Annotated in this window: 27 protein-coding genes and 1 pseudogene; 10 read left to right on the top strand and 18 right to left on the bottom strand. The window is 62.7% G+C overall.

Features of this window, described 5'->3' with window-relative positions; all coding sequences use genetic code 11:
• Nucleotides 1-104: 104 nt before the first annotated feature.
• Nucleotides 105-860, bottom strand: coding sequence for a lysophospholipid acyltransferase family protein (locus tag AWT75_RS13750; protein WP_062789650.1), 756 nt, complete (start codon nucleotides 858-860; stop codon nucleotides 105-107).
• Nucleotides 861-1,121: 261 nt separating this feature from the next.
• On the opposite strand from AWT75_RS13750, the gene AWT75_RS13745 reads away from it, so the two are divergent.
• From AWT75_RS13745 to AWT75_RS13735, 3 genes are read left to right on the top strand one after another with little or no spacing between them, the layout of a single operon-like run.
• Nucleotides 1,122-1,400: an acyl carrier protein gene (locus AWT75_RS13745; RefSeq protein WP_062789648.1), complete on the top strand. Its 279-nt coding sequence runs from the start codon at nucleotides 1,122-1,124 to the stop codon at nucleotides 1,398-1,400.
• A complete protein-coding gene (locus tag AWT75_RS13740) occupies nucleotides 1,401-2,657 on the top strand; it encodes a beta-ketoacyl-[acyl-carrier-protein] synthase family protein (protein ID WP_062789646.1) in 1,257 nt (418 codons plus the stop codon). It begins immediately after the preceding gene.
• The gene (locus tag AWT75_RS13735) at nucleotides 2,654-3,157 is read left to right on the top strand and encodes a 3-hydroxyacyl-ACP dehydratase FabZ family protein (protein ID WP_045847450.1); all 504 of its coding nucleotides are present in this window, start codon (nucleotides 2,654-2,656) and stop codon (nucleotides 3,155-3,157) included. The genes AWT75_RS13740 and AWT75_RS13735 overlap by 4 nt, the downstream gene beginning before the upstream one ends.
• A 25-nt stretch (nucleotides 3,158-3,182) precedes the next feature.
• Here the strand turns inward: AWT75_RS13735 and fabG are convergent, their stop codons facing one another.
• From fabG to AWT75_RS13670, 13 genes are read right to left on the bottom strand one after another with little or no spacing between them, the layout of a single operon-like run.
• On the bottom strand, nucleotides 3,183-3,902 hold the full coding sequence (fabG, locus tag AWT75_RS13730) for a 3-oxoacyl-ACP reductase FabG (protein WP_062789644.1): 720 nt from the start codon (nucleotides 3,900-3,902) through the stop codon (nucleotides 3,183-3,185).
• Nucleotides 3,899-4,366, bottom strand: a complete 468-nt coding sequence (locus AWT75_RS13725; protein WP_062789642.1) for a hotdog family protein — start codon at nucleotides 4,364-4,366, stop codon at nucleotides 3,899-3,901. The genes fabG and AWT75_RS13725 overlap by 4 nt, the downstream gene beginning before the upstream one ends.
• Nucleotides 4,363-5,157 carry a beta-ketoacyl synthase chain length factor gene (locus tag AWT75_RS13720; RefSeq protein ID WP_062789640.1) on the bottom strand — a complete coding sequence of 265 codons (795 nt, stop codon included), beginning with the start codon at nucleotides 5,155-5,157 and terminating at the stop codon, nucleotides 4,363-4,365. Before AWT75_RS13720 ends, AWT75_RS13725 begins: the two co-directional genes overlap by 4 nt.
• A complete protein-coding gene (locus AWT75_RS13715; RefSeq protein ID WP_062789638.1) occupies nucleotides 5,154-6,347 on the bottom strand; it encodes a beta-ketoacyl-[acyl-carrier-protein] synthase family protein in 1,194 nt (397 codons plus the stop codon). Before AWT75_RS13715 ends, AWT75_RS13720 begins: the two co-directional genes overlap by 4 nt.
• A 37-nt stretch (nucleotides 6,348-6,384) precedes the next feature.
• A complete protein-coding gene (locus AWT75_RS13710) occupies nucleotides 6,385-7,212 on the bottom strand; it encodes a polysaccharide deacetylase family protein (RefSeq protein ID WP_062789636.1) in 828 nt (275 codons plus the stop codon).
• Nucleotides 7,209-7,886 carry an alpha/beta fold hydrolase gene (locus AWT75_RS13705; protein ID WP_062789634.1) on the bottom strand — a complete coding sequence of 226 codons (678 nt, stop codon included), beginning with the start codon at nucleotides 7,884-7,886 and terminating at the stop codon, nucleotides 7,209-7,211. The genes AWT75_RS13710 and AWT75_RS13705 overlap by 4 nt, the downstream gene beginning before the upstream one ends.
• Entirely contained in the window at nucleotides 7,870-10,209 is a 2,340-nt protein-coding gene (locus AWT75_RS13700) for an MMPL family transporter (RefSeq protein ID WP_062789632.1), read from the bottom strand. Before AWT75_RS13700 ends, AWT75_RS13705 begins: the two co-directional genes overlap by 17 nt.
• A complete protein-coding gene (locus tag AWT75_RS13695) occupies nucleotides 10,206-10,793 on the bottom strand; it encodes a LolA-related protein (protein WP_062789630.1) in 588 nt (195 codons plus the stop codon). Before AWT75_RS13695 ends, AWT75_RS13700 begins: the two co-directional genes overlap by 4 nt.
• 7 nt (nucleotides 10,794-10,800) lie before the next feature.
• A complete protein-coding gene (locus tag AWT75_RS13690; RefSeq protein WP_062789628.1) occupies nucleotides 10,801-11,718 on the bottom strand; it encodes an LpxL/LpxP family acyltransferase in 918 nt (305 codons plus the stop codon).
• A complete protein-coding gene (locus AWT75_RS13685) occupies nucleotides 11,715-12,014 on the bottom strand; it encodes a 3-hydroxyacyl-ACP dehydratase FabZ family protein (RefSeq protein WP_045847459.1) in 300 nt (99 codons plus the stop codon). The genes AWT75_RS13690 and AWT75_RS13685 overlap by 4 nt, the downstream gene beginning before the upstream one ends.
• A 2-nt stretch (nucleotides 12,015-12,016) precedes the next feature.
• Nucleotides 12,017-13,363, bottom strand: coding sequence for an AMP-binding protein (locus AWT75_RS13680; RefSeq protein WP_062789625.1), 1,347 nt, complete (start codon nucleotides 13,361-13,363; stop codon nucleotides 12,017-12,019).
• Between the two features lie 32 nt (nucleotides 13,364-13,395).
• Entirely contained in the window at nucleotides 13,396-14,031 is a 636-nt protein-coding gene (locus tag AWT75_RS13675) for a COG4648 family protein (RefSeq protein WP_239689595.1), read from the bottom strand.
• Between the two features lie 17 nt (nucleotides 14,032-14,048).
• Complete coding sequence (locus AWT75_RS13670; RefSeq protein ID WP_045847462.1) at nucleotides 14,049-14,339, bottom strand: phosphopantetheine-binding protein; 291 nt, start codon at nucleotides 14,337-14,339, stop codon at nucleotides 14,049-14,051.
• Nucleotides 14,340-14,594: 255 nt separating this feature from the next.
• Between AWT75_RS13670 and AWT75_RS13665 the strand changes: the two genes are divergently transcribed.
• From AWT75_RS13665 to AWT75_RS13645, 5 genes are all read left to right on the top strand, one after another.
• On the top strand, nucleotides 14,595-15,272 hold the full coding sequence (locus AWT75_RS13665; RefSeq protein ID WP_239689594.1) for a phosphatase PAP2 family protein: 678 nt from the start codon (nucleotides 14,595-14,597) through the stop codon (nucleotides 15,270-15,272).
• 39 nt (nucleotides 15,273-15,311) lie between these two features.
• A complete protein-coding gene (locus AWT75_RS13660; RefSeq protein ID WP_239689593.1) occupies nucleotides 15,312-16,313 on the top strand; it encodes a chorismate transformation FkbO/Hyg5 family protein in 1,002 nt (333 codons plus the stop codon).
• Nucleotides 16,314-16,579: 266 nt separating this feature from the next.
• Complete coding sequence (cbiM, locus tag AWT75_RS13655) at nucleotides 16,580-17,578, top strand: cobalt transporter CbiM (protein WP_204377059.1); 999 nt, start codon at nucleotides 16,580-16,582, stop codon at nucleotides 17,576-17,578.
• Between the two features lie 55 nt (nucleotides 17,579-17,633).
• Complete coding sequence (gene cbiQ / locus AWT75_RS13650; protein WP_062789619.1) at nucleotides 17,634-18,485, top strand: cobalt ECF transporter T component CbiQ; 852 nt, start codon at nucleotides 17,634-17,636, stop codon at nucleotides 18,483-18,485.
• Complete coding sequence (locus tag AWT75_RS13645; protein ID WP_062789617.1) at nucleotides 18,482-19,336, top strand: energy-coupling factor ABC transporter ATP-binding protein; 855 nt, start codon at nucleotides 18,482-18,484, stop codon at nucleotides 19,334-19,336. The genes cbiQ and AWT75_RS13645 overlap by 4 nt, the downstream gene beginning before the upstream one ends.
• A 28-nt stretch (nucleotides 19,337-19,364) precedes the next feature.
• On the opposite strand, the gene nikR is transcribed toward AWT75_RS13645, so the two are convergent.
• Complete coding sequence (nikR, locus tag AWT75_RS13640; protein ID WP_045847464.1) at nucleotides 19,365-19,811, bottom strand: nickel-responsive transcriptional regulator NikR; 447 nt, start codon at nucleotides 19,809-19,811, stop codon at nucleotides 19,365-19,367.
• A gap of 305 nt (nucleotides 19,812-20,116) precedes the next feature.
• Here nikR and AWT75_RS13635 point away from each other — a divergent pair.
• Nucleotides 20,117-21,363, top strand: a pseudogene (locus tag AWT75_RS13635) (FIST signal transduction protein).
• A gap of 16 nt (nucleotides 21,364-21,379) precedes the next feature.
• On the top strand, nucleotides 21,380-24,484 hold the full coding sequence (locus AWT75_RS13630) for a hybrid sensor histidine kinase/response regulator (protein ID WP_062789615.1): 3,105 nt from the start codon (nucleotides 21,380-21,382) through the stop codon (nucleotides 24,482-24,484).
• Here AWT75_RS13630 and AWT75_RS13625 read toward each other — a convergent pair.
• Genes AWT75_RS13625 through AWT75_RS20955 form a run of 3 tightly spaced genes read right to left on the bottom strand, consistent with a single transcriptional unit; the run spans nucleotide 24,475 to nucleotide 26,160 of the window.
• Nucleotides 24,475-25,296 (bottom strand): phosphate/phosphite/phosphonate ABC transporter substrate-binding protein, encoded by an 822-nt coding sequence (locus tag AWT75_RS13625; RefSeq protein WP_062789613.1) that lies wholly within the window; start codon nucleotides 25,294-25,296, stop codon nucleotides 24,475-24,477. The two genes, AWT75_RS13630 and AWT75_RS13625, sit on opposite strands and share 10 nt — an antisense overlap.
• Nucleotides 25,277-26,026, bottom strand: a complete 750-nt coding sequence (locus AWT75_RS13620; protein WP_062789612.1) for an ABC transporter permease — start codon at nucleotides 26,024-26,026, stop codon at nucleotides 25,277-25,279. Before AWT75_RS13620 ends, AWT75_RS13625 begins: the two co-directional genes overlap by 20 nt.
• Entirely contained in the window at nucleotides 26,023-26,160 is a 138-nt protein-coding gene (locus tag AWT75_RS20955; RefSeq protein ID WP_275575745.1) for a CBS domain-containing protein, read from the bottom strand. The genes AWT75_RS13620 and AWT75_RS20955 overlap by 4 nt, the downstream gene beginning before the upstream one ends.
• Nucleotides 26,161-26,163: the final 3 nt, after the last annotated feature.

Genomic DNA, 26,163 nt, shown 5'->3' with positions numbered 1-26,163 from the left:
AAAATGATTGGACACCGCAATGCGGCGATGCTGTGGAAACGGGAAAGGACATTAGCCGATGACAGTCGGCATGGTCAATCCCGCGTGGAAAACCGGCCGCTGTTTTACAAATGCAGTTGCGGGTCAATCGAGCGCTCTAGCGTGCGCTGGTAATAGTCCTGAATACACTGCGTCATTTCATCACGACTGGCTGATGCTTCGAAATGCTCACCCGGAATTGCCCGATATATCAAGGGAAACTCGGGAGGTCGCCATATTTTCCAGCCTTTGCTCAAATAAGGCGAATTAGTGCTAATCAGAATGGTTTGTAATGGAGCTTGTGCTCTTTTGGCAATCAGCGCGACTGCTTCACCCATCTCATTCACCGGCTGGCGCGTGGTACGCGTGCCTTCCGGAAATATCATCAATACCTTGCCATCGCGTACGGCGTGAATGGCGGCACGAAACATCAACTCCGGATGACGGTTTGAAATAAAACCCGCCAGATAAGCCCCCGCCCCCAGAAACAGATTGGAACTGATGCTGGCCTTCATCAGGCACACCACATGCGGCAGGCGGGAAAAAATGAGAAATGCGTCGATCATGCTGGGATGATTGGCAATCAGCACGGTACGCCGACAGCCGCCCAGCCGGTCCAGCGCGCGCAAGTCCAGCTGCATCAGGCCACTGGCCTCGGCACCGGCCAGAAAACAGCGACAAATCAGACTGATGGCACGCTGCACCAGCGGTTCACGCAAGGCGCGCGGTGTCAGCAGCAATGGCAGCACTGCCAGATTGCCCAATAACAGCATTGACCCCAGCCAGCACAACATCAGATAAAACAGCAGGATCTGGCCCATGCGCACACAGCGATACCACATTATTACACTTCACTTCTCGTTGACTGCCCGCCGCATTTAATGCGCGAGCGAATTGGCCATTCCCGGCAGCCATTTCACCCGGCCAGGATGGGCCGGGGAAGTGCAACATACCGGACAGAAATACAACCGGGTATTCAATGCCGATGGATAGGACATGCTTGAAATCACCCGCAGGCAAGCCGAGCCAAGTCAAACCGGGGTCATGATTTTACTATATAATCTGGCCTCCTTGCTGCATGCAACGCTCGGGATTGAATGCTTATGCTAGAAGAAATCATCAAAAACTATCTGATCAATACCAAAGGCAAAGACGCTGCATTGTTTGATGATCCGAACCTGCAAATGTCTGCCCTGGGCCTGGATTCGCTCGATATGGTCGAGATGCTGTTTGAAATCGAAGATCGCTGCGGTTTTCAATTGCCCGACCCCACCCGCTACCCGAAAATGGGTTTTGCCGAAATGCTGGCCGATATCGAAGCTGCCATCCGCGCCCACAATAACGGCGAAATGCCCGACCTGAGCCTGGAAGCGGGGCAATAAGTGGCACAGGTCCTGATTACCGGCATGGGAGCCATCAGCCCGCTGGGGGCAGACCTTCCCACCAGTTTTGCCCGTGCGCTGGAAGGCCACTGCGCCATTGGCAGCGCGCCGGCCAGTATTGCCAAATGGCTGCCCGACATCCTGCTGGCCCCGGCGGCGAGCGAACCGCTGCCCCTGCTGGACAGCAAGCATGCCGGGCTGGACCGTGCCAGCCAGTTTGCCCTGGTTGCCGCAGGCGAAGCGCTGCAACAGGCAAGCTTTCCGGCCCAGCCGGAAAACAGCCGCCGCATAGGCGTGTTCGTCGGTATCGGCTTTGGCGGTGCCCACACGCTGGACGGGCTGTACGACCGCTTCCAGGCGGCAGTCAACAGCAATGGCAAGCGCAATCCGGCCATGGTGCACCCGCTGTCCGTACCCAGGATGATGGCCAACGCCGCAGCCGCGGCCATTTCCATGAGCCATGGTTTCAAGGGCCCCAGCAATACCTATTCCATTGCCTGCGCCTCCTCCGCCACCGCCATTGGCGAAGCCTTCCGCGCCATTCGTGACGGCTATCTGGATGCTGCGGTGGTAGTGGGCTGCGAAGCCATGCTGACACCCGGCTCCATCCTGGCCTGGAATGCCTTGCGCGTGATGGCCAAACCCCATGCCGCCGACCCGGCGCGCAGTTGCCGCCCGTTTTCGCTGGACCGCAGCGGCTTTGTGCTGGGCGAAGGCGCGGCAGCCATGGTGCTGGAAAGTGCCGCCCATGCCAGCGCGCGACAACAGGCCGCGCTGGGCGAAGTGTGCGGCTATGGTTGCAGCAGCGATGCTGCCCATCTGACTGCGCCTTCCAGCGCCGAACAGGTGTATGCCATGCAACAGGCGCTGGCCGATGCCGGGCTGCAAGCCAGCGATATCCAGTACCTGAATGCCCATGGCACGGCGACGCAAACCGGCGATGTGGTGGAAACCGAGTCCATCCGCACGGTGTTCGGTGGCCGTGAAAACAGCGCGCTTGCCATCAGCTCCACCAAGTCCATGCACGGCCACCTGATCGGTGCCAGCGGCATTCTGGAATTCGCCCTGGCGGTGATGGCGATGAACAGCGGTTCGCTGCCGCCCACCGCCACGCTGGAAACGCCGGACCCGCAGTGCGATCTGGATTTCATCCCGCTGCATGCCCGTCACGGCTGCACGGTGAATGCCATCATGTCCAACTCTTTTGCCTTCGGTGGCAGCAATGTCTCGCTGGTGGCCAGGCAGTATGCGGCATGAGTGCTGACTATCACTACCCCATGCTGCTGGCGCGGGAGGACATTGCCGCCATCCTGCCGCACCGTGGTGCCATTTTCGTGTGCGAGCAGCTGTGTATTGAAGGGCCGCACCAGTTTCATGGCACGGCACGCTGGCCGCGTGACAATGCGGTGATAGCGGGCCATTTTCCCGGCCTGCCGCTGGTGCCGGGGGTCATGCTGATCGAATCCATGGCGCAGTTTGCCGGTGCCGGACTGCTGGCGGGCGACCCTTATGTGAAAACCCTGCCGGAAGATTCCATCGGCGTGCTGGCTGCAGTACGCAACTGCTGGTTCAAGCAGCCGGTACAGCCGGACTGTGCGGTGGATTTCTTCATCCAGTGCCGTCAGGTGGCACCTTTGCTGGTGCAGGTGAATGCCCAGGTGAAAGTGGCAGATGCCGACGTGGCCAAGCTGGAAATCGCGCTGGCTTACGCACCGCGTGCGCAGCTGGTCGCCCAGCTGGAGGCTGACAAGGCATAAAGCCTGTCAGCCTGCCTGTACAGCCTTACAGCATGCCGCCGTTGATGGAAATCACCTGGCCGCTGATATAAGCCGCCTGCTCCGACGCCAGAAACGCCACCAGGCTGGCTACTTCCTCTGGCTGCCCTACCCGCTTCATCGGCACCAGCTGTGCCACCATTTCCTTGTCGAACACATCCTTGCTCATGTCCGAGGCGATGATGCCCGGCGCCACCGCATTGACGGTGATGCCACGGCTGGCCAGCTCCAGCGACAGCGAGCGGGTGGCCCCATGCAGCGCGCTCTTGGCGGCGGCATAGTTGGTCTGACCGCGATTGCCGGCAAGGCCCGCCACCGAGGTGATATTGATGATGCGCCCCCAGCGGGTGCGTATCATCGGCATGGTCAAGGGCTGGGTGACATTGAAAAAGCCGTGCAGCGAGACGTCGATCACCCGGTGCCACTGCGCCGGCTGCATGCCGGGAAACACCGCGTCGTCGTGGATGCCGGCATTGTTCACCAGCACCTGGACCGGGCCTTGTTCCAGAATACGCTCCAGCACTGCCGCGCTGGCTGCGGCATCCGCCACGTCAAACTGTACTGCCTCGGCACTGTAGCCTTGTTCGCGCAGCGACTGGCCCAGCGCTTGTGCCGCTGCCAGATTGCTGTTGGCGTGAATGATGACGTGAAAACCATCGGCCGCCAGACGCTGGCAGATGGCAGCACCGATGGCACCACTGCCACCGGTGATGAGGGCGCGTTTCATGACGACTCCCGGGAAGAAGTGGAAAGCGGAGCCAGGGCGGCAGCATTGAGCACCACGCCCAGCCGGCCACTGGCCAGCAGACGCCCGCCGGATGACACGGCAAAACGGTACATGGCGGTAATGTCGTTGCCGGACAGACGTTCGGCCTGCACCTGCAAGGCATCGGCCTCTTCATCCAGCCGCTGGCAATGCCAGCTGGCTTCGCGCACGCTGGTGAGATAACCGGCGCGCGGCGGGGCGGCATCGCCAGCCAGCAGGCTACCATGCAGTGCCATGGCCTGCGCGGCGTATTCGATGGCATTGGCCACACCCAGCCGTCCGGCTGCACGCAAGGGGTTATCCGCCAGCAGATGGCTGCGGGTCAGACAGACGATTTGTTCCGCATCCCAGCGCGCGACGCTATCGAGCAGACACATGCTGCCTTGGTGTGGAATACGTGCGGCAATGGCCTGACGGTCCATCATGCTTGCACCGTGACGGCCAGACGGCAGTCATCCAGATAATCCAGTACTACCCGGCCTGCACCACCCTGTGCCAGCAATTGCAGCAAGGGCAGGCTGCGCGCTGCCGGAATGGTTTGCCGCAGCTGTTCCAGCGCGGCATCGGCCATGGTGCTGGCAGCTTCATTGCACAGCGACAGCTGCAAGGCGGCGCTGCTGCGATCGCTACGGCGCGCACTCAACACCATGCCCACACCCATCGGGTAGGGAATGGGACGCTGTGCATACAGGGGTTGCGGATAGGCGGTATCAAACGCCACCAACAGGCCACTGCCGCCGTCGGCCTGCACCTGGGTTACCGTTTCCAGCAAACCGGCGGCGAAGGTGGCATCGTAGGCACACAGGCTGGTGGAAGCCGCGGTGCAGCCGGTGGCAATGCCCCAGTAACCGGCCGGGGCATTGTGTACCGAGTTGTGAAAACGGGTGGGGGAAACCAGCCGCTGGTCGGAGGCCAGTACATCCAGCAGGTTGTGACAGTTGTCGCAGTCGCCACCGGTGGAGCAGAACACATTGGCCAGCAAGGCGGCATCGGCCCCGGCTGCTTCGACGGCGGCAAAGCCGGTAGCCATGGCCAGCTTGACGGCAGCGCCCACGCGTCGCCGTTCGGTAGCAGGCAAGGCGGTGACCGGTGGCAGGCTGACGTCTGCCACGGCAAATGGCTGCTCGCCGCGCAGACAGGCCGCGGCGGCGTTCCAGTCCGCCATGCCCGGGCCCAGTACGCTCAGGCCATCCAGATAGATTGTTGCTGTGCTCATGCCGTCACCCGCGAAAAAACCAGACTGCAATTACTGCCGCCAAAACCGAAAGAATTGTTCAGTACATGCTGCAAGGGCTGCTGCTGATTGTGCAGCAGGTAATTGACCGGCAAGGCCGGATCCAGCGTGCTGGTGCCAACCCCGCCGGGCAGCAGGCCCTCGCGCAGTGCCAGCACACAGAAAATGGCTTCGATGCCACCAGCCGCGCCCAGCGTATGGCCGGTATGGCCCTTGGTGGAGCTGCACGGCGTGCCTTGGCCAAACAGCGTCAGCACGGCCGCGCCTTCGGCGGCATCGTTGCTGGGCGTGGCGGTGCCGTGCAGATTGATGTAGCCGATGTCGTCCGGCTGCAAACCGGCCATCTGCAAGGCTTGCTGCATGGCCATGCGCGCACCCAGCCCTTCCGGGTGGGGCGAGGACATATGGTAGGCATCGCTGCTTTCACCCACGCCGGTGAGCAGGATTTCGCCCTCACCAGCACCATCAGCACGCTCCAGCAGCACATACGCCGCGCCTTCGCCAATGGAGATGCCATCGCGCGCAGCATCAAACGGGCGACAGGGTTCGCCCGACACCAGTTGCAGCGAGGAAAAACCGTAAATGGTGGTAAGGCACAGGCTGTCCACGCCACCGACAATGGCAGCATCGATCAGCCCGGCAGCCAGCATGCGCTGCGCCGTGCCAAACACCTTGGCGCTGGAAGAACAGGCGGTGGACACCACACAGGCCGGGCCGCTCAAGGCAAAATGCTTGCGCACGAAATCCGCCACCGAATAGGCATTGTGGGTTTCGCGGTAATGCAGCCAGTCAGGCAGGCTGCCGCTGGCCGGGTCGCGCTCGCGATAGGCCAGCTCGGAATTGAGAATGCCGGAGGTGCTGGACCCCAGAAACACGCCGATGCGGCCTGCGCCATGGCGGGCCTTGGCGGCTTCTACTTGTGCGGCAAAACCATCCTGCTGCAAGCCAAGCAAGGCCAGGCGGTTGTTGCGGCAGTCGTAGGCGGCCAGTCCGGCAGGCAGGGTGATGTCGTCCACACCGGCCACTTCACCGATACAGACATCAAACTCCACCGTTTCCCAGCGTTTTTTGACAATGCCGCCGCGCTGTTCGCGCAGTGCGGCCAGATGTGGTTCCACCCCACGGCCCAGGGCAGTGGTGAGGGTATAGGCGCTAAGTCTGAGAGCTTGCATAGACAACCGATGAATCAGCTTGGATTGGAAAACGGGCTCAGCTTGCGCGCTTGGCCGCAGCCGGTGCGGGTGAACAGGCTTGTGGCAGCGTCACGGCCTGTAGCTGGCGACGGGACAGTTCCTCCAGCAGGCGCGGCAGCACCTGCAAGATGACCGGTGTACCGTCTGCCATGCGGGCGGCATTGCCATCGTGCAGCAGCAGTATATCGCCTGCGGCCAGTTGGCGGGTCAGTCTGGCGTATACCAGCGCCGGGTCCCGGACGCGCGTATCATAGCCACGGCGCGTCCAGCTCGCAAGAAACACCCCCAGGCGCTGCAATACCGGCTCCAGCAGCGGATTGCGCAAACCGGCAATCGGGCGGAAAAACTGCGGCGCATGGCCGGTGATGGCCTGCAGGGTGGCCTGCCCCTCCCCCACTTCGCGCCGCCAGCCCGACAGCCCGAATAACGATGTGTGCTTGCGATGCCGCTGGCCATGGTTTTCCACCGCATGGCCTTCTTGCGCTGCCTGACGCACCAGCTCCGGATAATGCGCTGCCCGCTCGCCGATACAGAAGAAAGTGGCTTTCACCTGATACTGCCGCAGGATGTCCAGCACCGCCGGGGTGACGGCCGGGTCCGGCCCGTCATCAATGGTGATGGCCACTTCGCCACGGCGGATGGCGGCTTGCGGCAAGCGGGTCAGATTCGGCCCCAGCAGCGTGCTGCGCGGCAGCAGGCCCAGCAGCGCAATCAGCCCGTGCAACAGCACCAGCAAGCCCAGCAGGCCGGGCCACCACGCCGGCTGCCAGCACAGCAAGAGCACAGCCAGCAGATGCAGCGCCAGGCACAGTTTGATGAATGGAGAAAACACCAGCGTGTTCATGTCTCGTCCTTCTGCCCCGGCACGTATTGCGCCAGCGGGCCATGTTCCAGCCAGTACCGCCATTGCTGCTGCCACACCGGCCAGCTGTGATCGCCCGCCATGCGGTGTACCCGTGTGGCGGGCAACAGGCTGGCCAGCAATTGCTGTCCGGCAGCAAAACGGTCGTCGTCAGCCAGGCTCAGCCACACCGGGCAGCGCGTGTTTTGCTCCCGAGCAGCCAGCCAGTACCACCAGCGCCGTTCGTCCTGCAAACCGGGCGCAGCATCCGCCCAGGCCTGCGGCCCGCCAGCTTGGCGGATTTCCTGCAGGATGTCGGCAGTACCGGGATAGGGCGCCAGCAAGAAGATGCCACTCAGGTGTTCAGCATACACCGCGGCATAGTGCAGGGCATTGAAGGCACCCAGAGAAATCCCGGCCAGCCAGATGTTGCGGTAGCCTTGCTCCAGTGCCGGCTGCAGCACCGCCTGATGCAGGCTGTCGGCCACGGTACCGGCCAGCACCTGCTGGTAGCCCACATCGGCCAGCACAATGTCCAGCGGCAGGCCGCGCGCGCGCACTGCCGCCACCATGCCCTGCGCCAGCATGTCTTCCAGGCTGGCCTTGGCCGGCGGCAACAGCACCAGCAAGTTCTCGGCGCGCTGTCCGGCGCGCCAGCTATCAGTCAGACAACGCACGCGGGGTCATCCTTGCCATCATGGCGGCAAACACCAGCGCCAGCAGCGCGCCAATGGCCACCGTGCTGCCGATATAGGACAGCACCGGCACGCTGGAGCTGCCCAGCAAACCAAAGCTGGTGACGGTGGCCAGATTGGCCACCACCAGCGACACTTCCACCTGGCGCTGCTCGGCCGCACTGCCCAGTTGCTGCTTGTTGGCAAAAAACAGTGCGTAATTGGAGCCGATGGCCACCACCAGCAGCAGGCCCACCAGATGCAGAATGGTCAGCTGAATGCCGCAGGCATCAAGGATGGCCACGGTACACAGCACCGCGCAGCCCAGCGGAATGGTGACGCGCGCCGCTTGCAGCCAGCCGCAGGTCACACCCAAGAGCAGCAGGATGGCCAGACTGCCCAGCGAGGAGAACAACAAGGCTTCGTGGGTGTAGCTATCGAAAATGGCGGTGGTTTCTTCCAGCAGGTCGATCACCGTCACCTGCCCCAGCTGCTGGGCGGCCAGTGCCGCACGCACCTTGTCCAGCGCGATGTTTTCACCACTGGCCGGGCGCAGCGGCATCAGCACCAGATAACTGCCAGGCCGCTTGATCAGCATGGAATCCAGCAGCACGCTGGCCGCGCTGCCATGCAGGCTGGCACGGCTGAGCAGCGCTTGCTGCTGCGCACGGGTCACGTCGCTGACAAACCCTTGCAGCTGTGCGGCATCCACCGGCAGGCCTTGCAGCGCTTCGGCCAGTCGTGGTGCGGCCGTACCCGCTGGCGGCAAGGCAGCCTGCCGCGCACGCTGGGTGGCGATGCTAGGCAGCAGTTCGTCCGGGGTGTGGAAGCCGCCAATCACGTTCTGCCGGTTCAATTGCTGCAATACCCGGCGCGTGCGCTCGGCCAGTTGCAGGGCGCTTTCCTGATCCGGCGCGCTGAAGCTGGCCACATAGCGCATGTCATTGCCGCCCAGATCAGCCCGCAGTTCGGCATCCAGCTTGTTCTGCGCAGGTGAGGTGGAACTCAGTGCATTGAGCTGGCGGTTCCAGATGTCCTGATGATGCAAAGCCAGCACCGCCACCGCCGCCAGCATGGCTACCGCCAGCAGCCAGCGCAGGCGGGTCAGGCCGTCCAGTACTTTTTGCAGCAGCAGGCCGGGCTTGCTCAGGTCGCGCAGGTTCAGCCGTGCCGGCATCAGCAGCGGCAGCACATAGCGCGTCACCAGTGCGGCCGTCACCAGCCCGCTGATGGAATACAGGCCCAGTTGCGACAGGCCGGGGAAGCTGGAACACATCAGCGCGGCAAAGCCGGTGATGGAGGTCAGCACCCCCAGGCGGATGGTGCGCCAGAAGTGCGAGGGGTTACCGCCCCCGGCACGCTGGATAAACAAATAGATGGAGTAATCCACCGCCTCGCCGATCAGCGTGGTGCCAAAGCCCAGCGTCAGGCCATGCACATGGCCAAAGCCCAGACTGACGCTGGCAATGCCCACCAGCGCGCCGGACACCACCGGAATCAACCCCAGCAGCAATAGCGGCAGCGAGCGGTAGACCAGCAGCAGCAAGGCCACCACCAGCAAGGTGCCCAGGGTGGCCAGCCGTTCCACTTCGCCCTGGATGATGTTGCGCGAGGCCACCGAAATGACGCTGGTGCCACTCATCACCAGGCGGGTGTCGACATGGCGGGCGGGCAGGCTGGCAAAGGCCTGTTTCACATCTTCCAGCGCTGCCGCCTGCGCGTCGGTATTCAGGCCGGACTCGGCCAGTTGCAGCAGCAATACCGCGCGTTTGCCGTCGCGCGACACCCAGATGTCGTTACTGGTGCTGGGCTGGCTTTCGCCCATGAACTGCTCGAGGATTTGAAGGGTTTCGCCGGTCGGGTCACGCGGCAGGATTTTCTTGACGATCAGCCCGGCATCGCCGGACATCGCCAGCAGGGTGTCCTGGATGGCGTCGTGCATTCCGGCCGCGGTAAAGCGCTGCGGCGTGACAGCCGGGCTCAGCAGGTAGCGGTTGTCGAAGAAATACTGCTGGTCGCGCTGCTGGGTCTGGCGGTCGCCGTTCTGCACCGCGGTAAAGCGCGGATTGCCGGACAGCTTGCCCACCAGCAGGCGCGACAGGCGGCCGCGTTCGGCCTCGTCCGCACCTTCAATCCCCACCAGCACCAGCCGGGCAATGGCACCGTCGCGCAGCTGGTCGATCAGCATCTGCTGGCGCGCACTGGGCAGTTTGGGCATGAAGGCGGACAGGTCAGCGACAAAACGGGTCTGGCTGATCACCAGCACCGAGGCCAGCATGGCCGCCAGCCAGATCAGGATGACCGGCTTGAACAATCTGGTTTTCATTTGGCGCTGGTGCCGGTAATGGTCATTTCCGAACGGTCGCCATCCGCCTGCAGAAATTCGATGGTCTTCACCTGGGCGCGGCTACCGGCTATGCGGATCTGGCTGATCACCTTTTGCATGCGTGCTTGCAACGGTGTCAGCTTGAGCTGCCATTCGTCGCTGCCACCGGATAGCGACGGGGTGTAATAGCGTTCCAGCGCGCTGCGGTCGCCCGACAGGGTGGCGCGGATGCTTTCGACAAAGGCCGATACTTCCGGTCGGTCGGACAGATTCACGCTCATCTTGCGGCCATCGCTGCGCTCCAGCGTCAGCTTGTTGCCTTCCAGCAGCACGGCTTCCGCCTTGGGCTTGAGCGTGCGCTTTTCCAGCCGGTCCGGTGCGGTGAAAGCCAGTTCGCCAGAGGACTCCAGCGGCTGCTTGAGCATGGCGATGTATTTTTTCTCGACAAAGGTGGCGGTGCCGGACTTCTTTTGCCCCAGTTGCTGCATCAGGTCGGCCAGGGAGAAATCGGCGGCCTGCAGGCTGCCTGCAGAGAGGACCACAAACAATCCGGCCAGGGTCTTGCTGATGATGGATACACGCATGATCGGTCTAGCTTTCATCCCAGAAATCGTAAAAATTGAACCAGTTGTACGGATAGGCCCGGCAATGGCGTTCCAGTGCCGCAACGTATTTGTCCAGCAGCGACTGCATGGCCGCCTCACGCCGGGCCCGACCCACGGTAGAAAAGTCTTCCAGCAATTCAAAATGCACCCGGTAGCGGTTGCCACCCAGGTAAATGCCCGCCATGAAATACACCGGCTGCTTGAGCATGGCAGCCATGCGCAGCGGGCCACTGGGAAAACGGGCGGGTGCGCCCAGCAGCATGCGGCTGAGGTATTCGTCCGGCCCGGCGGCACGGTCGGCCAGAATGCCCACCAGTGCGCCCTCTTCCAGCCGGGCATGCACCTTGAGCATGGCATCCATGGTGCCCAGCGGAATGATGTCCGGGGCCAGCGCCGGGTTGATGGCATGCAAGGCCTGGTTGATCTGGCGGGCGTTTTCCGGATACATCGCCATGCTCACCTGCATGTCGGGACGAAAACGCGCCATGGCGCGCAGCACTTCAAAGCTGCCCAGATGCGCGCCAAACAGCAACAGGCCCTGTCCGCCTTCCTGATGCCGGTGCAGGGCTTCGGCACCGGACAGGTCGATCTCGAACACATCAAACCGGTCGCGCAGCAGATAAACCCGGTCGTGGATGGTGCTGGCAAAACTCAGCACATGGCGATACACATCGCGCCAGCGCGCCGGACGGCCCAGGCTGCGGGCCAGATAGCGCCGCGAGGCCTGTACCGCCTTGCCGCCGAACAATACGAAATACATCGCAATACCGTACAGCACCAGCCGGGAGCAAGGCCTGCCCAGCCAGCAGGACAGCGCCGACATGATGCGCAACCAGAAGCGGCTGCCGCGCTCCTGCTGCCGCATCCACTGCGGGCTGGCCGGTGCATCGGTCTGCTGGCTCACGCGGCAGGCTCCGCTGCCAGCACGAATTTGCCGTCCGCCACTTTTTCATCACCGCGCGAGATGACAAAGGCCACGCTGGCTGCATCCTGTCGCCAGGCCAGCTGCAAGCTGTCGCCCGGCGCTACCGGACGATGGAACTTGGCCTGGGCCAGCCCGGCCAGTTGCACTCCGGCAGCTTGTTCGATGGCCAGTTGCGCATGGTCCAGCAACACCACGCCGGGCAAGACCGGCTGGCCGGGAAAGTGACCGGCATAGGCCGGATGATCGGCGGCTATCACCAGGGGAAGGGTCTGCATGCTCAGTGCTTTCCGGAAAGATGACGGGCAATCAATTCCTGCAGGGTACGGGCCAGGATCTTGCCATTGCCGTCACGCGGCAGGGCATCGACAAACACGATCTGGCGCGGCAGGAACACCGAATCCAGATGCTGGCGCAGACCGGCCAGAATGGCGGCCTTATCCAGCGCAGGTGCCACCACGAACACGGCCAGACGTTCGACTAGCTCGTCACTGCCGCGTTCCGGCACACAGTACACCCCATCCACCACTCCCGGCAGGCCGGTAAGCACGGCATTGAGGAAGGACAAGGAACTGCGCTTGCCCGCCACATTGATCATGTTGGCCTTGCGGTCCACCAGCCGGAAATGCTGCGGGCTGAACAGTTCTACCGTGTCATTGAGCATTTGCGGGGTCTGGTACACCTCGCCCACTGCCCACAGCTCACCGTCACGCTGCTCCAGTGCAATCCCCTGCAAGGTATGCCAGGTGCTGTCGATATCGGTTTCCCGCGTGGCCACCTGACCGGTTTCGGTGGAGCCGTAGATTTCCAGCACTGGGCAGTCAAGCTGCTGCCGGGTTTGGGCTGCCAGCTCGACAGACAAGGGCGCGGTGGCCGACAGGATGGCGGCAATCGGCGGCAGCGCGATATTGGCATCCAGCAATTTGCGCAGATGAAATGGCGTGATCACCAGCAGACGCGGCGCGGGCATCCCGGCCAGCGCATCAGCAATGTCGGCGGGGAAAAACGGAATGCGCCCGGACAGGCGGCCACCGGCCAGAATGGGCAGCAGCACGCTGGATTCCAGCCCGTACATGTGACGGATGGGCACCGTGCCCACCACCGAACAAGGCTGGCCGGCCACACCCCACACCCGTTCGGCACCGGCCAGAATGGCCAGCCGCAGACGGCCAAATGTCTTGAAATGCAGCATGGGCGTGCCGGTGGAGCCCGAGGTATACAGGCAGGCAACCTGCTGGTCGTACGGAATCTGCGGCATGGGGGCCGCCGCCAGTTCCTTGCGCACCGCCAGCGTGTCGATTTGCATGTAAGGCAGGCCGGGCACCGGGTTGTCTGGCTGATCGCCCAGCACCAGCAGCTCGGCCTGTTCGCTGGCTACCGCAGCCAGATGCTCGGGTGCCGCCGAATTGGGCAGGATGGTCAGCATATTGCGGGCAATCGCCGCAAACAGTGCCACGGCAAACCAGTAACGGTCGTTACACATGTTCAGCACCCGCGGGTGAGCGGGCAAGGCGGCAGCAAGGGTGAGCACCTGGGCTTGGAAGGTGCCACGGTTGATCACCTGGCCGTGCACATGGGCAAAATCGGCAGCGGGGTCAGCAGCAGGAAGAAGCGGTATCAGATTCATGGATTCGATGGCAAGGGAGCCGCTGCGGCAGCCTACTGGCTGGTGTCACGGCCCTGCGTGTACTTTCGGTATGACTGTATGGTGTGGGCGATGCTGAACGAGGGGCTGTCCGGCAAGGCCAGCCGGCGCACCAGGTATTCGCCGCCAAACATCAGGCCCAGCGACAGCGGGGTACACACGGCGGCATAAAACGCCCACCACGACAGGGGTGCCAGTGCAAACAGGCCCAGCGACAGCAAGGCGGACAAGGCAAAATACAGCGTCCAGGCCAGCGTCACTTTCCAGGTGTAGTGGAAGTAAGCTGCATCCAGCGATCCGGCAACGGCGATGCGGGCGATACGCGAACACAGGGCATTCTCGTGACTGCCCAGGGTACTGCCGAACATGAAGCCAAGGCCGCACATGATGCCGGCGTGCTGCAACAGGTAGAACCAGGCGGCATGGGTCAGCAACTGGTCAATATTGAGGGCAATGGACAGCAGCACGGCAGCTGCCAGCAGCATGACCGGCCAGCGGAAGCGTGAATTCCAGCCCGCCGTCAGCAGGCCCAGGGTCAGCGGTGCCGCCCCTACCACCACCGCATACAGCGGCGGATGACGGGAGGAGGACGCCAGATAATCCATCACCACATAAAACAGGCCGGCCAGCGCCAGTACAGCGAGGCGCATGCTGCGCCACAGCCGGGTCATTTGCTGCGATGCTCGCGAATATAAGCCGCCAGTTTGCGCAAGGAGGCAAAAATGGTGGAGTTGTCTTCGTTGTCGGCTTTCATTTGCACGCCATACTGCTTGGACATGACCAGCGCGATTTCCAGGATATCAATGGAGTCGATTCCCAGTTCATCACCATACAGCGGCGCATCAGGAACAATTTCCGCCGGGGTAATGTCAAGATTCAGCGCGGAAACGATCAGACCGGCAATTTCGCTTTCCAGCGCCAGGTCTGGTGTATTCGATTCAGAAGAGTGTTGTTCCATGATTTGCAATAATCGTATCGGTATTAATAAACAAGTTGCCCGCAATCGCCAATGTCACAGTGTTTCGGTATCATCGCCGGTCGCAGGAATGCGCTCTTGATAAATTGAATAATTCTTATCCTTGCTGCAGGACCAAGAGGCATCAGAAAAATGAAGACGGAGTATACCCTCACGTATTCAGCAGGGCAAAAATCCGCTGTTTTACATGTAATTGCATACTAAAACATGCCAACAGGAGGTAACTTGAACAAGGGCATGACAAACATCAATGGCACAGCCGGAATGCTTGAAACGGCGCTGACCCACTTCTGGTTCAAGATGTTCGGCACCATGGGTTTTACCCTGCTGTTTTTTGTCGCCTATGTTTACCTGCTGCATCACCCGGCTGGCGCAGTCCATATCGTGCCAGCCAGTGCTCTGGACCGCTGGCTGCCGTTTCAGCCCTGGGCCTTGCCGGTTTACCTGTCGCTGTGGGTTTATGTGTCGCTGCCACCGGTGTTGATGCTGTCACACCGTGAAATCATCCGTTACGGCTACAAAGTGGCGCTGCCCTGCCTCAGCGGACTGCTGGTGTTTTATTTCTGGCCCAATGCCATTGCCCCGCCAGACATCGACTGGCAGCAATATCCCGGTGTGGCCTTTCTGAAAAACGTGGATACGGCAGGTAATGCCTTCCCGTCGCTGCATGTGGCAACTGCGGTATTTTCCGGTGTCTGGCTGCACTGGCGCCTGAAGGTGCTGCACTGGGGGCGTGCGCTGCAAGGACTGAACCTGCTGTGGTGTGTGGCCATTGCCTACTCCACCCTGGCGGTAAAGCAGCATGTGGCACTGGATGTGCTGGCAGGTACCCTGCTGGGCCTTGGCAGTGCATGGCTGGTACGCTTGCGTGCGCATGCCATGCAGCTGGATCGTGGCGCGCCGTCTGGCCGTTAAACCCTTTTGTCGACAACCTCCCTTACAGCAGCTGGCAGCATGTACCCAGATACCCGTTTGCACTACACCTCCCCTCATCCGCTTGGTCCGATGGCTATCGCTCCTGCACAGATTCTGGGCATGTGCCGGCTGGGCCGGGATGATCAGCAGCCGGACTGGCCCTTGCAATCCGTGCGGATGCCGGTGCTGGGCCCGGCTACGGCGGGCATGCAGGAAGTCTGGCACACCAGCCTGCCAGCGCAGGATGGCCGCTTCCACGACATTCATTACCGTCGCGCAGGCGGCCTGCTGTTTGGCGTCATCACACTGGATGAAGGGCAGTTTGCCATGCAGGACGGAGCCACGGCCTTGCAGACACTGGCCGAGAGCGCCTACCGCCAGCTGTTTGCCCTGCTGGACGCACAGCACTGCCCGCACCTGTGGCGAGTGTGGAATTACATTCCGCGCATCAATGTCGAGGAGCACGGCATGGAGCGCTACCGCCAGTTCAATATCGGCCGCCATCAGGCTTTTGCGGGCAGCCGGCGTCCGGTGCATGGCAGTCCGGCCGCCTGTGCGCTGGGGACGGCAGATGGCCCGGTCAGCATTGCCTTTCTGGCAGCAGACAGCCCTGCCTTGCCCATCGAGAACCCGCGCCAGGTCAGCGCCTTTGCCTACCCGCAGCAATACGGCCCGGTGAGCCCCACCTTCAGCCGCGCCGCGCTGGCCGGTCAGCCTGGCGCGCAATGGCTGTTCATTTCCGGCACCGCCAGCATTATTGGCCACCTTACCGTGCATGTAGGTGATGTGGCCGCACAAACCGCGGAAACCTTTGCCAATATCGCCATCCTGCTGGAACAGGCCAACCGTCAGCAGCCGCGTCAGCCCTTCACCCTTGCCGGGCTGGACTACCGGGTGTATGTCCGCCATGCCGCCGACTATCCCGCCGTGCGTGCGGCGGTACTGGCACAGCTGGGCGAAGACAGCCGCGTGGTGTATGTGCAGGCGGACATCTGCCGTGCCGACCTGCTGGTGGAAATCGAAGCCCAGGGCGCAGGCTGAAACCCACCCCGGCATGCACCAGAACGGTCAGGTACTGCTCGCTTTGGTGCAGCACTGCATAGCCGCTTTCCACCCCCACCTGCATCGCCAGCCCTCACCGCCAACCGCTTTACAGCCCGCAGCTTCACGCTGCACGCCCCGTCCGGCAGCACTGACAGCGTCATGACAGATGGCATGAGTCTTGCTAAGATTTCATACATTTTCAAAAATATTCATACACAGCCTGCACCATGTTTTCCGGTGACAGGCCCGAGAAAGGCAAGCGCATGCACATTCCAGATGGTTATCTCAGCCCGTCCACCTGCGCCGTGACCCTGGCCATTGCCCTGCCGTTCTGGCTGCTGGCCTACCAGCGTGCCAAACGCCTGCTGCACACCCGGCTGGTGCCATTGTTTGCCGTGTTCTCCGCCTTCAGCTTTGTCATCATGATGTTCAACCTGCCCCTGCCCGGCGGCACCAGCGGCCATGCGGTGGGCATGGGCATTGTCAGCATCGTGCTGGGGCCGTGGGCCTCCATCATTGCCATCTCGCTGGCCTTGCTGATTCAGGCGCTGTTTTTTGGTGATGGCGGCATCAGCAGTTTTGCTGCCAACAGCCTGAACATGGCCATCGTCGGTTCGCTGGTGGCCTGGGGCAGTTATCGCCTGCTGGCTGCCGGTGCGCCGCTGGCCTCGCGCCGCCGCGTGGTGGCAGCCGGGGTAGCCGGTTATCTCGCCATCAATGCTTCCGCCCTGCTGGCCGCCATCGAATTCGGCGTGCAACCCATGCTGTTTCACGACGCCAGCGGCACCCCGCTGTACGCGCCTTATCCGCTGTCGGTGGCCATTCCGGCCATGATGATTGGCCACCTGAGTTTTGCCGGGCTGGCGGAAATGCTGCTCAGTGCCGGTCTGGTGGCTTATCTGCAACGCGCTCATCCGGCCTTGCTAGCCGGTTCTGCCAACATCACCACGGCAGGCAGCCGTCAGGGCAGCAGCGTGCGTCAGCTGTGGTATGGCCTGGCCGGGCTGATGATTTTGTCGCCGCTGGGCCTGCTGGCAGCCGGAACCGCCTGGGGGGAATGGGGTGCGGAAGACTTTGCCAACCCGGCTGCCGTCAGGAAATCATCCGGGCATCTGGCCTGCATGCCTTGCCGGATAGCGCTCCGGAGGGCCTGTCCAGACTGGCCGGTTTGTGGTCCGCCCCCTTCCCCGACTATGCCCCGGCCTTCATTCACAGCCCGGCCTTTGGCTATGTGCTGTCCGCCGTGTTTGGTGCCGGGTTGATCCTGCTGTGCCTGTTGCTGCTGGCCCGGCTGGGTGGCAAGCGTGGCCTGCCGCAGTGAGTGAACAATCGTTTCTGGCCGGCAAGCACCGCCATCACGGCAATATTGCCGAGCGCATGGTGCATGGCTTGCAGCAGGTAATGGAGCATGCGCTGGATGCCGAAGCCATCAGCGCCACACCCGGCCTGCTGCAACAACTGGACCCGCGCATCAAGCTGCTGTCCTTGCTGGCGGTGCTGGCCGCCACCCTGCTGGCAAGCCAGCTCACCACGCTGCTACTGCTGTTTGTGCTGGCGGTAGTGCTGGCGCTGGCATCGCAAATCTCGCTATCCCGCTTGTACCGCCAGGCATGGCTGAGCGTGCTGCTGTTCAGCGGCATGCTGGCCCTGCCTGCCATCTTCATGGTGCCGGGTGAACGGTTGCTCACCCTGCCGCTGCTGCACTGGCACATCACCCGGCAAGGGCTGTCCAGCGCCGCCTTTTTGCTGGGCCGGGCCGAAGTTTCGGCCAGCTTTGCCCTGCTGCTGATGCTGACCACGCCGTGGATGCATGTGCTCAAGGCCATGCGCAGCCTGGGCGTGCCGGTGCTGCTGGTGGCATTGCTGGGCATGACGCATCGCTATGTGTTTGTGCTGTTGCAAACCGCCAGCCAGATGTTCGAAGCGCGCCGCAGCCGCCTGCTGGCTCCGCCATCGGGCCGCATGGCCCGCCAGCTGGTGGCCAGCACCAGCGGCGTGCTGCTGGGCAAGGCCTTGCAGCTCAGTAACGAGGTGCACATGGCCATGGTGTCACGCGGCTATCGGGGCGAGGTTTACCTGCTGCACAATTTTCACACCCGCAAGCGCGACTGGTGCGCGCTGCTGCTGGCCTTGGCGCTGCCCCTGGTCATTGTCTGGAATCACGCATGAGCACACCGGTTTTTGCCCTGGACGGGGTGAGTTATCACTATCAGCAGCATGCTGCCTTGCACGCGGTGTCACTGGAGGTTGCCGCTGGTAGCCGGGTGGCACTGCTGGGGGCGAATGGCTCGGGCAAATCCACCTTGCTGCGTCTGCTGGACGGGCTGTATTTCGCCACGGCAGGCGAGCTGCGTGCCTTTGGCGAGGTGCTGAGCGAGGCGGCACTGGCGGATGAAACCCGCCATTATGCGTTTCGCCGCCGGGTGGGTCTGGTGTTCCAGAACCCGGACGTGCAACTGTTCAACCCCACGGTGTTTGACGAACTGGCCTTCGGCCCGCTGCAACTGGGCTGGCCGGAAGCGCAAATCCGCAGCGCGATTGACGCCAGCTTGCAGCAGTTTGGCATCAGCCATCTGCAACAGCGCGCACCACACCGGCTATCCGGTGGCGAGCGCAAACGGGTGGCGCTGGCCTCGGTGCTGATCATGCAGCCCGAAGTACTGTTGCTGGACGAACCCACCGCCGCGCTGGACCCGGCCAGCCAGAGCGAAGTCATCCGTTTTCTGCAGGAAAGCCAGGGACAGGGGCGCACCATCATCACCGCCACCCACGACCTGGACAGCGTGGCCGACATTGCCGACCACGTCATCGTGCTGGCCGACGGGCAGGTGGCGGCACAGGGCAGCCCGGCCGACATCCTGTCCGACCACGCCCTGCTGGCACGCACCCATTTGCTGCATGCTCACCCGCACCGCCATGCCGACGGGCAGGTGCACAGCCATCCGCACCAGCATGGCCACCGACACGACCATGGCACCAACGCTGGCCGCTACCGCCGCTTCGGCATGGGTCGCTCCTAGCAAGGCAATAACTAAGGCAATAACTGGATCAGCGGCCGGATTTCTTGCGATAGCCCAGGCCCGTGCTGGCTGAAGGCTTGACCGGAATCAGCTGCACCTGGCCGTGGCGCACCCCGGTTTCGGCAATCACCGAACGGGCAAAGCTTTCCACCTCGCCACTGTCGCCGCGCAGGATTACCGTTTCGATACAGTCTTCATGACTGATATGGGCATGCATGGTGGCCACCGCCAGGTCGTGGTGGTCGTGCTGCAAGCCGGTCAGCCGGGCGGACAGTTGCCGCTCGTGATGATCAAACACATAGCTGAGCACCGCCACGCAGGGGCCACCCTGCTCGCTGGCCAGATTGTCCTCGCCCAGCTCGCGGCGCAGCATGTCGCGCACCGCCTCGGACCGGCTGCTGTAACCGCGCCGGGTCATCCATTCGTCAAATGCCTGTGCCAGCTCGTCGCTCAGCGAAATGGTGAGTCTTTGCATGCCTGTCTCCACAAAATCCGTGCCGCAGCATAGCAGACCAAGGCGGTTTGGGGTTTACCAGGCCCGAAGGGAGCCTCGCCTTCTTTACGAAGGCTCGCCGAGCTTTACCAAGCCGACATGACAATTGTCATCTCAGGCTGCTGACAAAGTGATTTGGTGCGATTCTACCGGACCCGGCCAAGCCGGGCCTTTCGACCCAGTGATTGATTCCGCAGCCTGTCCATCGAATCCCAATCCCCCCGCCCTTTCCCTGAAAGGGAGCCTCGCCTTCTTTACGAAGGCTCGCCGAGCTTTACCAAGCCGACATGACAATTGTCATGTCGGCTTGGCGCAAATGCTGCGATAGTCCATCACGACACATCCACCTTGCCATTGCCCGTCCATGGCCCAGAATCAAAGACAGGCCAACTCCCAGCCAAGAGCACATCATGCAGATACAGCAGCTTAGCTTGCATCATGACCAGCCAGCACCCGACCAGCTTGCCGCGCTACAAACGCTGGCACCACAGCTGCTGCTGGTGTTTGCCGCGCCCGACTATTTTGACGGGGGGACGTTGCTCTCCAGCCTGGCAGCGGCCTTGCCTGGCTGTGTGGTGCTGGGCTGTTCGACCGCAGGCGAGATTGCCAGCCAGGGCGTGGAAGAAGGCAGCGCCGTACTGACGGCCATCCACTTTGACCACACCCGCGTGGCCAGTGCCATCACCCTGCTGGATGGCATGCAGGATTCACTGGCAGCAGGCCAACGGCTGGCCACGGCCTTGCAGGCGGATGACTTGCAACTGCTTTTGCTGCTGGCACCCGGCACCCATATCAACGGCACCGCCCTGCTGGATGGCCTGCAACAGGTACTGGGCGATACCGTTCCGGTGGTGGGCGGCATGGCTGCCGATAATGGCCGTTTCTGCCAGACCTTCACCCTGCATCAGTCCGGCTGGAGCGATCACCAGCTGGTGGCCGTCGGCCTGTACGGACGACAGTTGCAAGTGGGACATGGCTCCTGCGGTGGCTGGACCACGTTTGGCCCGGCACGGCAGGTCAGTCGCTGCCAGCAGAACATTCTGTACGAACTGGATGGCGCACCCGCGCTGGAAGTGTACAAGCGCTATCTGGGTGAATACGCCAGCGGCCTGCCCGGCAGCGGCTTGCTGTTTCCGTTTGCCATGCTGGGACGCAGCGGCGAAGACCAGGGCGTGATTCGCACCATTCTGGGCATGAACGAACAGGATGGCAGCCTGACACTGGCCGGTGAACTGGCCAGCGGCAGCCAGCTGAAACTGATGCATGCCGGCACCGACAGCCTGGTGCGCGGGGCGGAGCAGGCCATCAAGACAGCCTGGCGCTGCTGGTATCCTGCGTGGGACGCAAGCTGGTGATGGGCGACCGGGTGGATGAAGAAGTGGAAGCCGTGGCCGACGTACTGGGCAGCCAGATGGTGCTGGCCGGTTTTTATTCCAATGGCGAAATCAGCCCCTTTGCCGTGGGGCAGCCCAGCCGGCTGCACAACCAGACCATGACCATCACCACCCTGCGTGAAATCGCGCAAACAGATTGAAATCAGCAGGACAGGCATGCAAAACACACTGCTACGCCAGCTCAGGCGCACCATGGGCATTGCCGACGAAGCCGGCCTGCAACAGGTGCTGGACGGCTTTGAGCGGCTGGCCGCGCTGGCAGACACCGACCCGGCCATCGCCACCGCCCTGCGCGGCTTTACCGGCTTGCTGCAAAGAGTGGGCGACAGCTACAGCCAGCAAGACCGCGACATCAGCCTGCGCAGCCGCAGCCTGGAACTGAGCTCGGCCGAGCTGAGCGAGGCCAACCAGCGCCTGCAGGCGGAACTGGGCAAGCGCGAACACGCCATTGCCCGCCTGCAAGACACCATTCGCCTGCTGCGCAAGGAAACCGGCCAGCCAGACAGCGTACAGCCAGAGGACGATCTGGAAGGGCTGATCAATGTCGTCTCCGCACTGGTGGCCTACCGCCAGCATGGCCAGCAGGCCATCCGCCAGGCCCGGCAGGCACTGGAGAACCAGAAGTTTGCGCTGGACCAGCACGCCATCGTCAGCATTACCGACCGCAACGGCAACATCAGCTATGCCAATGACAAATTCTGTGAGATCAGCGGCTTCAGCCGGGAAGAGCTGATCGGGCGCAACCATAATCTGGTGAATTCCGGCCTGCACTCACCGGCCTTCTTTGCCGAGATGTGGAGCACCATTCGCGCCGGCAAGGTGTGGACCGGAGAAATCCGCAACCGCGCCAAGGATGGCAGCCTGTACTGGGTGGCCGCCACCATCGTGCCCTTTGCCGACGAGCATGGGGAGCCCGAGCAGTTTGTCGCCATCCGCACCGACATCACCGCCCGGCATCAGGCCAGCGAGCGCCTGCAAGAGCAGCTGCACTTTGTCGAGGAACTGGTGGAAGCCATGCCGATGCCGGTGTATGTCAAAGGGCCGGACCTGCGCTATCAGCTGATGAACCGCGCCTTTGCCGAACTGTTTGGCATCCGGCGCGAAGACTTCCTGGGCAAAACCTCGGAACACCTGCTGGACGCGGAGCTGGCCAGCTACCACCAGCGCCGAGACCGCGAGCTGCTGAACGAAGTGTCGCGCCAAAGCTATGAAACCACCCTGCAGCACCAGGATGGCACGGTAAGTTACGGCATCATCCACAAGGCCACCCTCACCCGGCCCGATGGCAGCATTGCCGGGCTGATCGGCACCATTGCCGACATTACCGAACTCAAACTGCTGGCACGGGAATCGCGCCAGGCCCGCGAAGTGGCCGAGGCCGCCAACCGCGCCAAAAGCGAATTCCTGGCCAATATGAGCCATGAAATCCGCACGCCGATGAATGGCATTCTGGGCATGACCGAACTGGCGCTGGATACCGAGCTGAACCGGGAGCAGCGTGAATACCTGGATGTGGTGAAATCCTCCACCGAAGCGTTGCTCACCGTCATCAACGACATCCTGGATTTTTCCAAGCTGGAAGCGGGCAAGATGGTGATCGACCAGACCGCCTTCGGGCTGGAAAGCGTGCTGGCCAGCACGGTCAGGAACATGGCCATGCATGCCGAACAAAAAGGCCTGGAACTGGCCTGCCGCATGGCCCCGGACATTCCGCCGGTATTGCTGGGCGATGCGGGCCGGCTGCGGCAAATCCTGCTCAACCTGTTGTCCAATGCCATCAAGTTCACCCAGAGCGGCGAAGTTTTGCTGCGCGCCTCCTTGCTGGAACAGGAAGGCGAACAAGTGGTGGTCAAGTTTTCGGTCAGCGACAGCGGCATCGGCATTGCCCGCGAACAGCAGGAAAGCATTTTTGAAGCCTTTGTCCAGGCCGACAGTTCCACCACCCGCAAATACGGCGGCACCGGCCTGGGGCTGTCCATCTGCAAACGGCTGGTGGACATGATGCATGGCCAGATGTGGCTGGAAAGCCGCCCCGGACATGGCAGCACCTTCCACTTCACCATCCGTTTTACCCGCGTGGCCGCTGCGCAACTGCCGGTCCCCTTGAACCCGGACGCGCTGCGCGGCAGTCATGCACTGGTGGTGGACGACAACCGCATCAACCGCGACATCCTGCAAGAAACCCTGGCGCACTGGGGAGTGAGCGTCGATACAGCCGACAGCGGTGCCCGTGCGCTGGCCCTGTTGCAACAGCCGGGCAAGTCCTACCGCTTTGTCCTGCTGGACGGCATGATGCCGGACATGGACGGGCTGACCACCGCCCGCCACATCCAGGCACTGGGCCTGCAAGCGGCACCGCGGCTCATCATGCTGTCCTCGGCCAGCACACAGGACAGCAGGCTGTATCAGCAAGCCGGCATCTGCTGCCACATTGCCAAGCCGGTGTTGCAGTCCGAACTGCAGGAAACCATCTTGCAGGCACTGGGCGACACCCCCTGCTGCGCCAGCACCAGCACGCCCCCGGCCAAACTGAAATACGACAGCCAGCCCTTGCGGGTGCTGGTGGTGGAAGACAATGTGGTCAACCAGCAGCTGGCAATCAATCTGCTGCAACGCTGGGGCCATCAGGCCACCCTGGCCGAAGATGGCCGGCAAGCACTGGAAGTCCTGGCCCAAGAACAGTTCGACCTGGTGTTGATGGACATGCAGATGCCGGTGATGGGCGGGCTGGAAGCCACCCGGCGCTACCGTCAGCAAGAAGCCCCAGGCCAGCACCTGCCCATCATTGCCATGACCGCCAATGCCTTGCAGGGCGACCGTGAACAATGCCTGGCCGCCGGGATGGACGACTACCTGAGCAAACCGGTACGCGCGACCGACCTGCAACAGCTGCTGCAACGCTACGCCAAGGCAGCGCCCTCCTCGTTTGACTATCAGGCGGCACTGGCCCGACAGGATGCGGAAATCGTCGACATTGTGGCGGACAGTTTTCTGTCATCCTTCCCGACAGAGATGGCAGGGCTGGAGCAGGCATTGCTGCAAACCGACCGGGCAACGCTGAAACGACTGGCACACACCATCAAGGGAAATGCCGCCTTGTTCGGGGCTACGCCCATGGTCACGGCTGCCGCGCAGCTGGAGAAAGTGGCCGCCGAAGCCGACCTGTCCACTCAACAACAGCTGCTGGACACACTCCGGCAGCAATTTGTCTTGCTCCAGTCAGTGCTGCAAGCCAGGTCGCAGCCTGCGCGTCACCACTGAGCCATGCCCGCGCCACGCCAGTGTGCGGCAGTATCTGCAATGCAGGCGTAGTCGGACAGATCCAGCGGGCTGAACCCGTTAATCGCCGCCAGTCGGAAAAAATCCTGTAGTTCGGGCGCCTGCAGGCTGTCGCTGATGGCCTGGCGCAAGCGCGCAACGCTAGCCGCGCTGGTAGATGCCGCCGTGATCAAGGGTAATCCGGGCTGCAAACGGGTATGGCCGATGCAGGCCAGTTGCGCGAACAGTGCCGGCTGTTGCCGGGCCAGCAGGGCATGGCTGACACAGTCCAGCGCGGCGATATCCGCCTCGCCAGCCGCCAGCATGCCGGCCGAAGCGCGGTGTGAACCGGAAAACCTGACTTGAGAAAAAAAGGGTTGCACCCCGGCAAGCGCGGCCACTTCGGCGCGCAAGGCGTGATAGCCCGACTGTGAATGCCGCTCATTGCACACGGCACGCCGGCCACGAAAATCAGCCAGTGCAAGCCCGGCATCGCTCTTGCGGACCAGCAGCGCACTGCTGTAACGCCAGTCGGCACAGCCCGGCACTTGATAATGAAATGCACCCAGCACCTGCACCTGTTCCGGCAAGAGCGTGGAAACCGGATAGCCACAACTCTGGCTGAGCAGCATGCCCGGCTCACGCCAGTGCGCCAGATAATCCTCTGGCCAGCTAAGGCTGGCAGGCAGCGCTGGCTCGCCCAGTTGTTGCAGACGCTGGCGCAGCCACTGCCAGTATTGTTCGGTCAGCGGCTGCGGCCAGGGGTACATCGGCAGGCTGGCCCAGCGCATGGCCTTAGCGCTGGGCAGCGACATGGGGCGACAGGCGACTGGTCAGCCAGTCGAACAACTGGTCGGCAACAATGGCCAGCAAGGCCACCAGCAGCGCGCCTTGCAGCACATAGGCGGTATTGAAACCGCTCAGACCGACGATGATGGGCAGGCCCAGCGTGCGTGCCCCCACGGTAGAGGCAATGGCAGCCGTGCCGATATTGATCACCACCGATGTCCGTACACCGGCCAGCAACACCGGCGCGGCCAGCGGCAGCTCCACCTGCCACAGGATGCGCCAGCGCCCCATGCCCAGGCCACGCGCCACTTCCAGCACACTGTCCGGCACCGAGGCCAGTCCGGCCAGGGTGGCCTGTGTGACCGGCAACAGGCCGTACAGTACCAGTGCAATCAGCGCCGGCCATTCGCCAAAGCCGATCAGCGGCGCGGCAATGGCCAGTACCGCCACAGGCGGCAGCGCCTGGCTGATGGCCAGCACACTGTCCAGCAAGGGACGGAACTCGCGCCCGGCCGGTCGGCTGACCAGCAAGCCGGCCGCCCCCCCGCCCAGCACGGCGATCAGGCTGGAAGCCAGCACCAGCAGCAAATGCGCCAGCACCAGGCTGGCAAAACTGTCCTGGGTATAAAGCGGGCGCTCCACCTCGGGAAACAGGCGGGCGAACAGGCTGGCGCTGTGCGGCAACAGGTAGAGCAATGCCAGCAACAGGCCAGTGCTGAGCCACAAGGCGGCTGCCGGCAGGCGGGGCGACTTCATGCGGCCCCCGGCAGCAAGTCGGCAAAATGCAGCACGCCGGCGGGCTGACCCTGTGCATCGATCACTGGCAGGCTGCTGACCCGGCGTGCGACAAAGGCCGACAGCGCCTCGCGCAGCGTGGCGGAGGCGGCAATCGG

It is taken from the genome of Aquitalea pelogenes, assembly GCF_001515305.1.
Lineage (GTDB): Bacteria > Pseudomonadota > Gammaproteobacteria > Burkholderiales > Chromobacteriaceae > Aquitalea > Aquitalea pelogenes.
The sequence above is the reverse complement of the archived record's forward strand: the minus strand, read 5'-3'. Positions and strand labels throughout refer to the sequence as shown.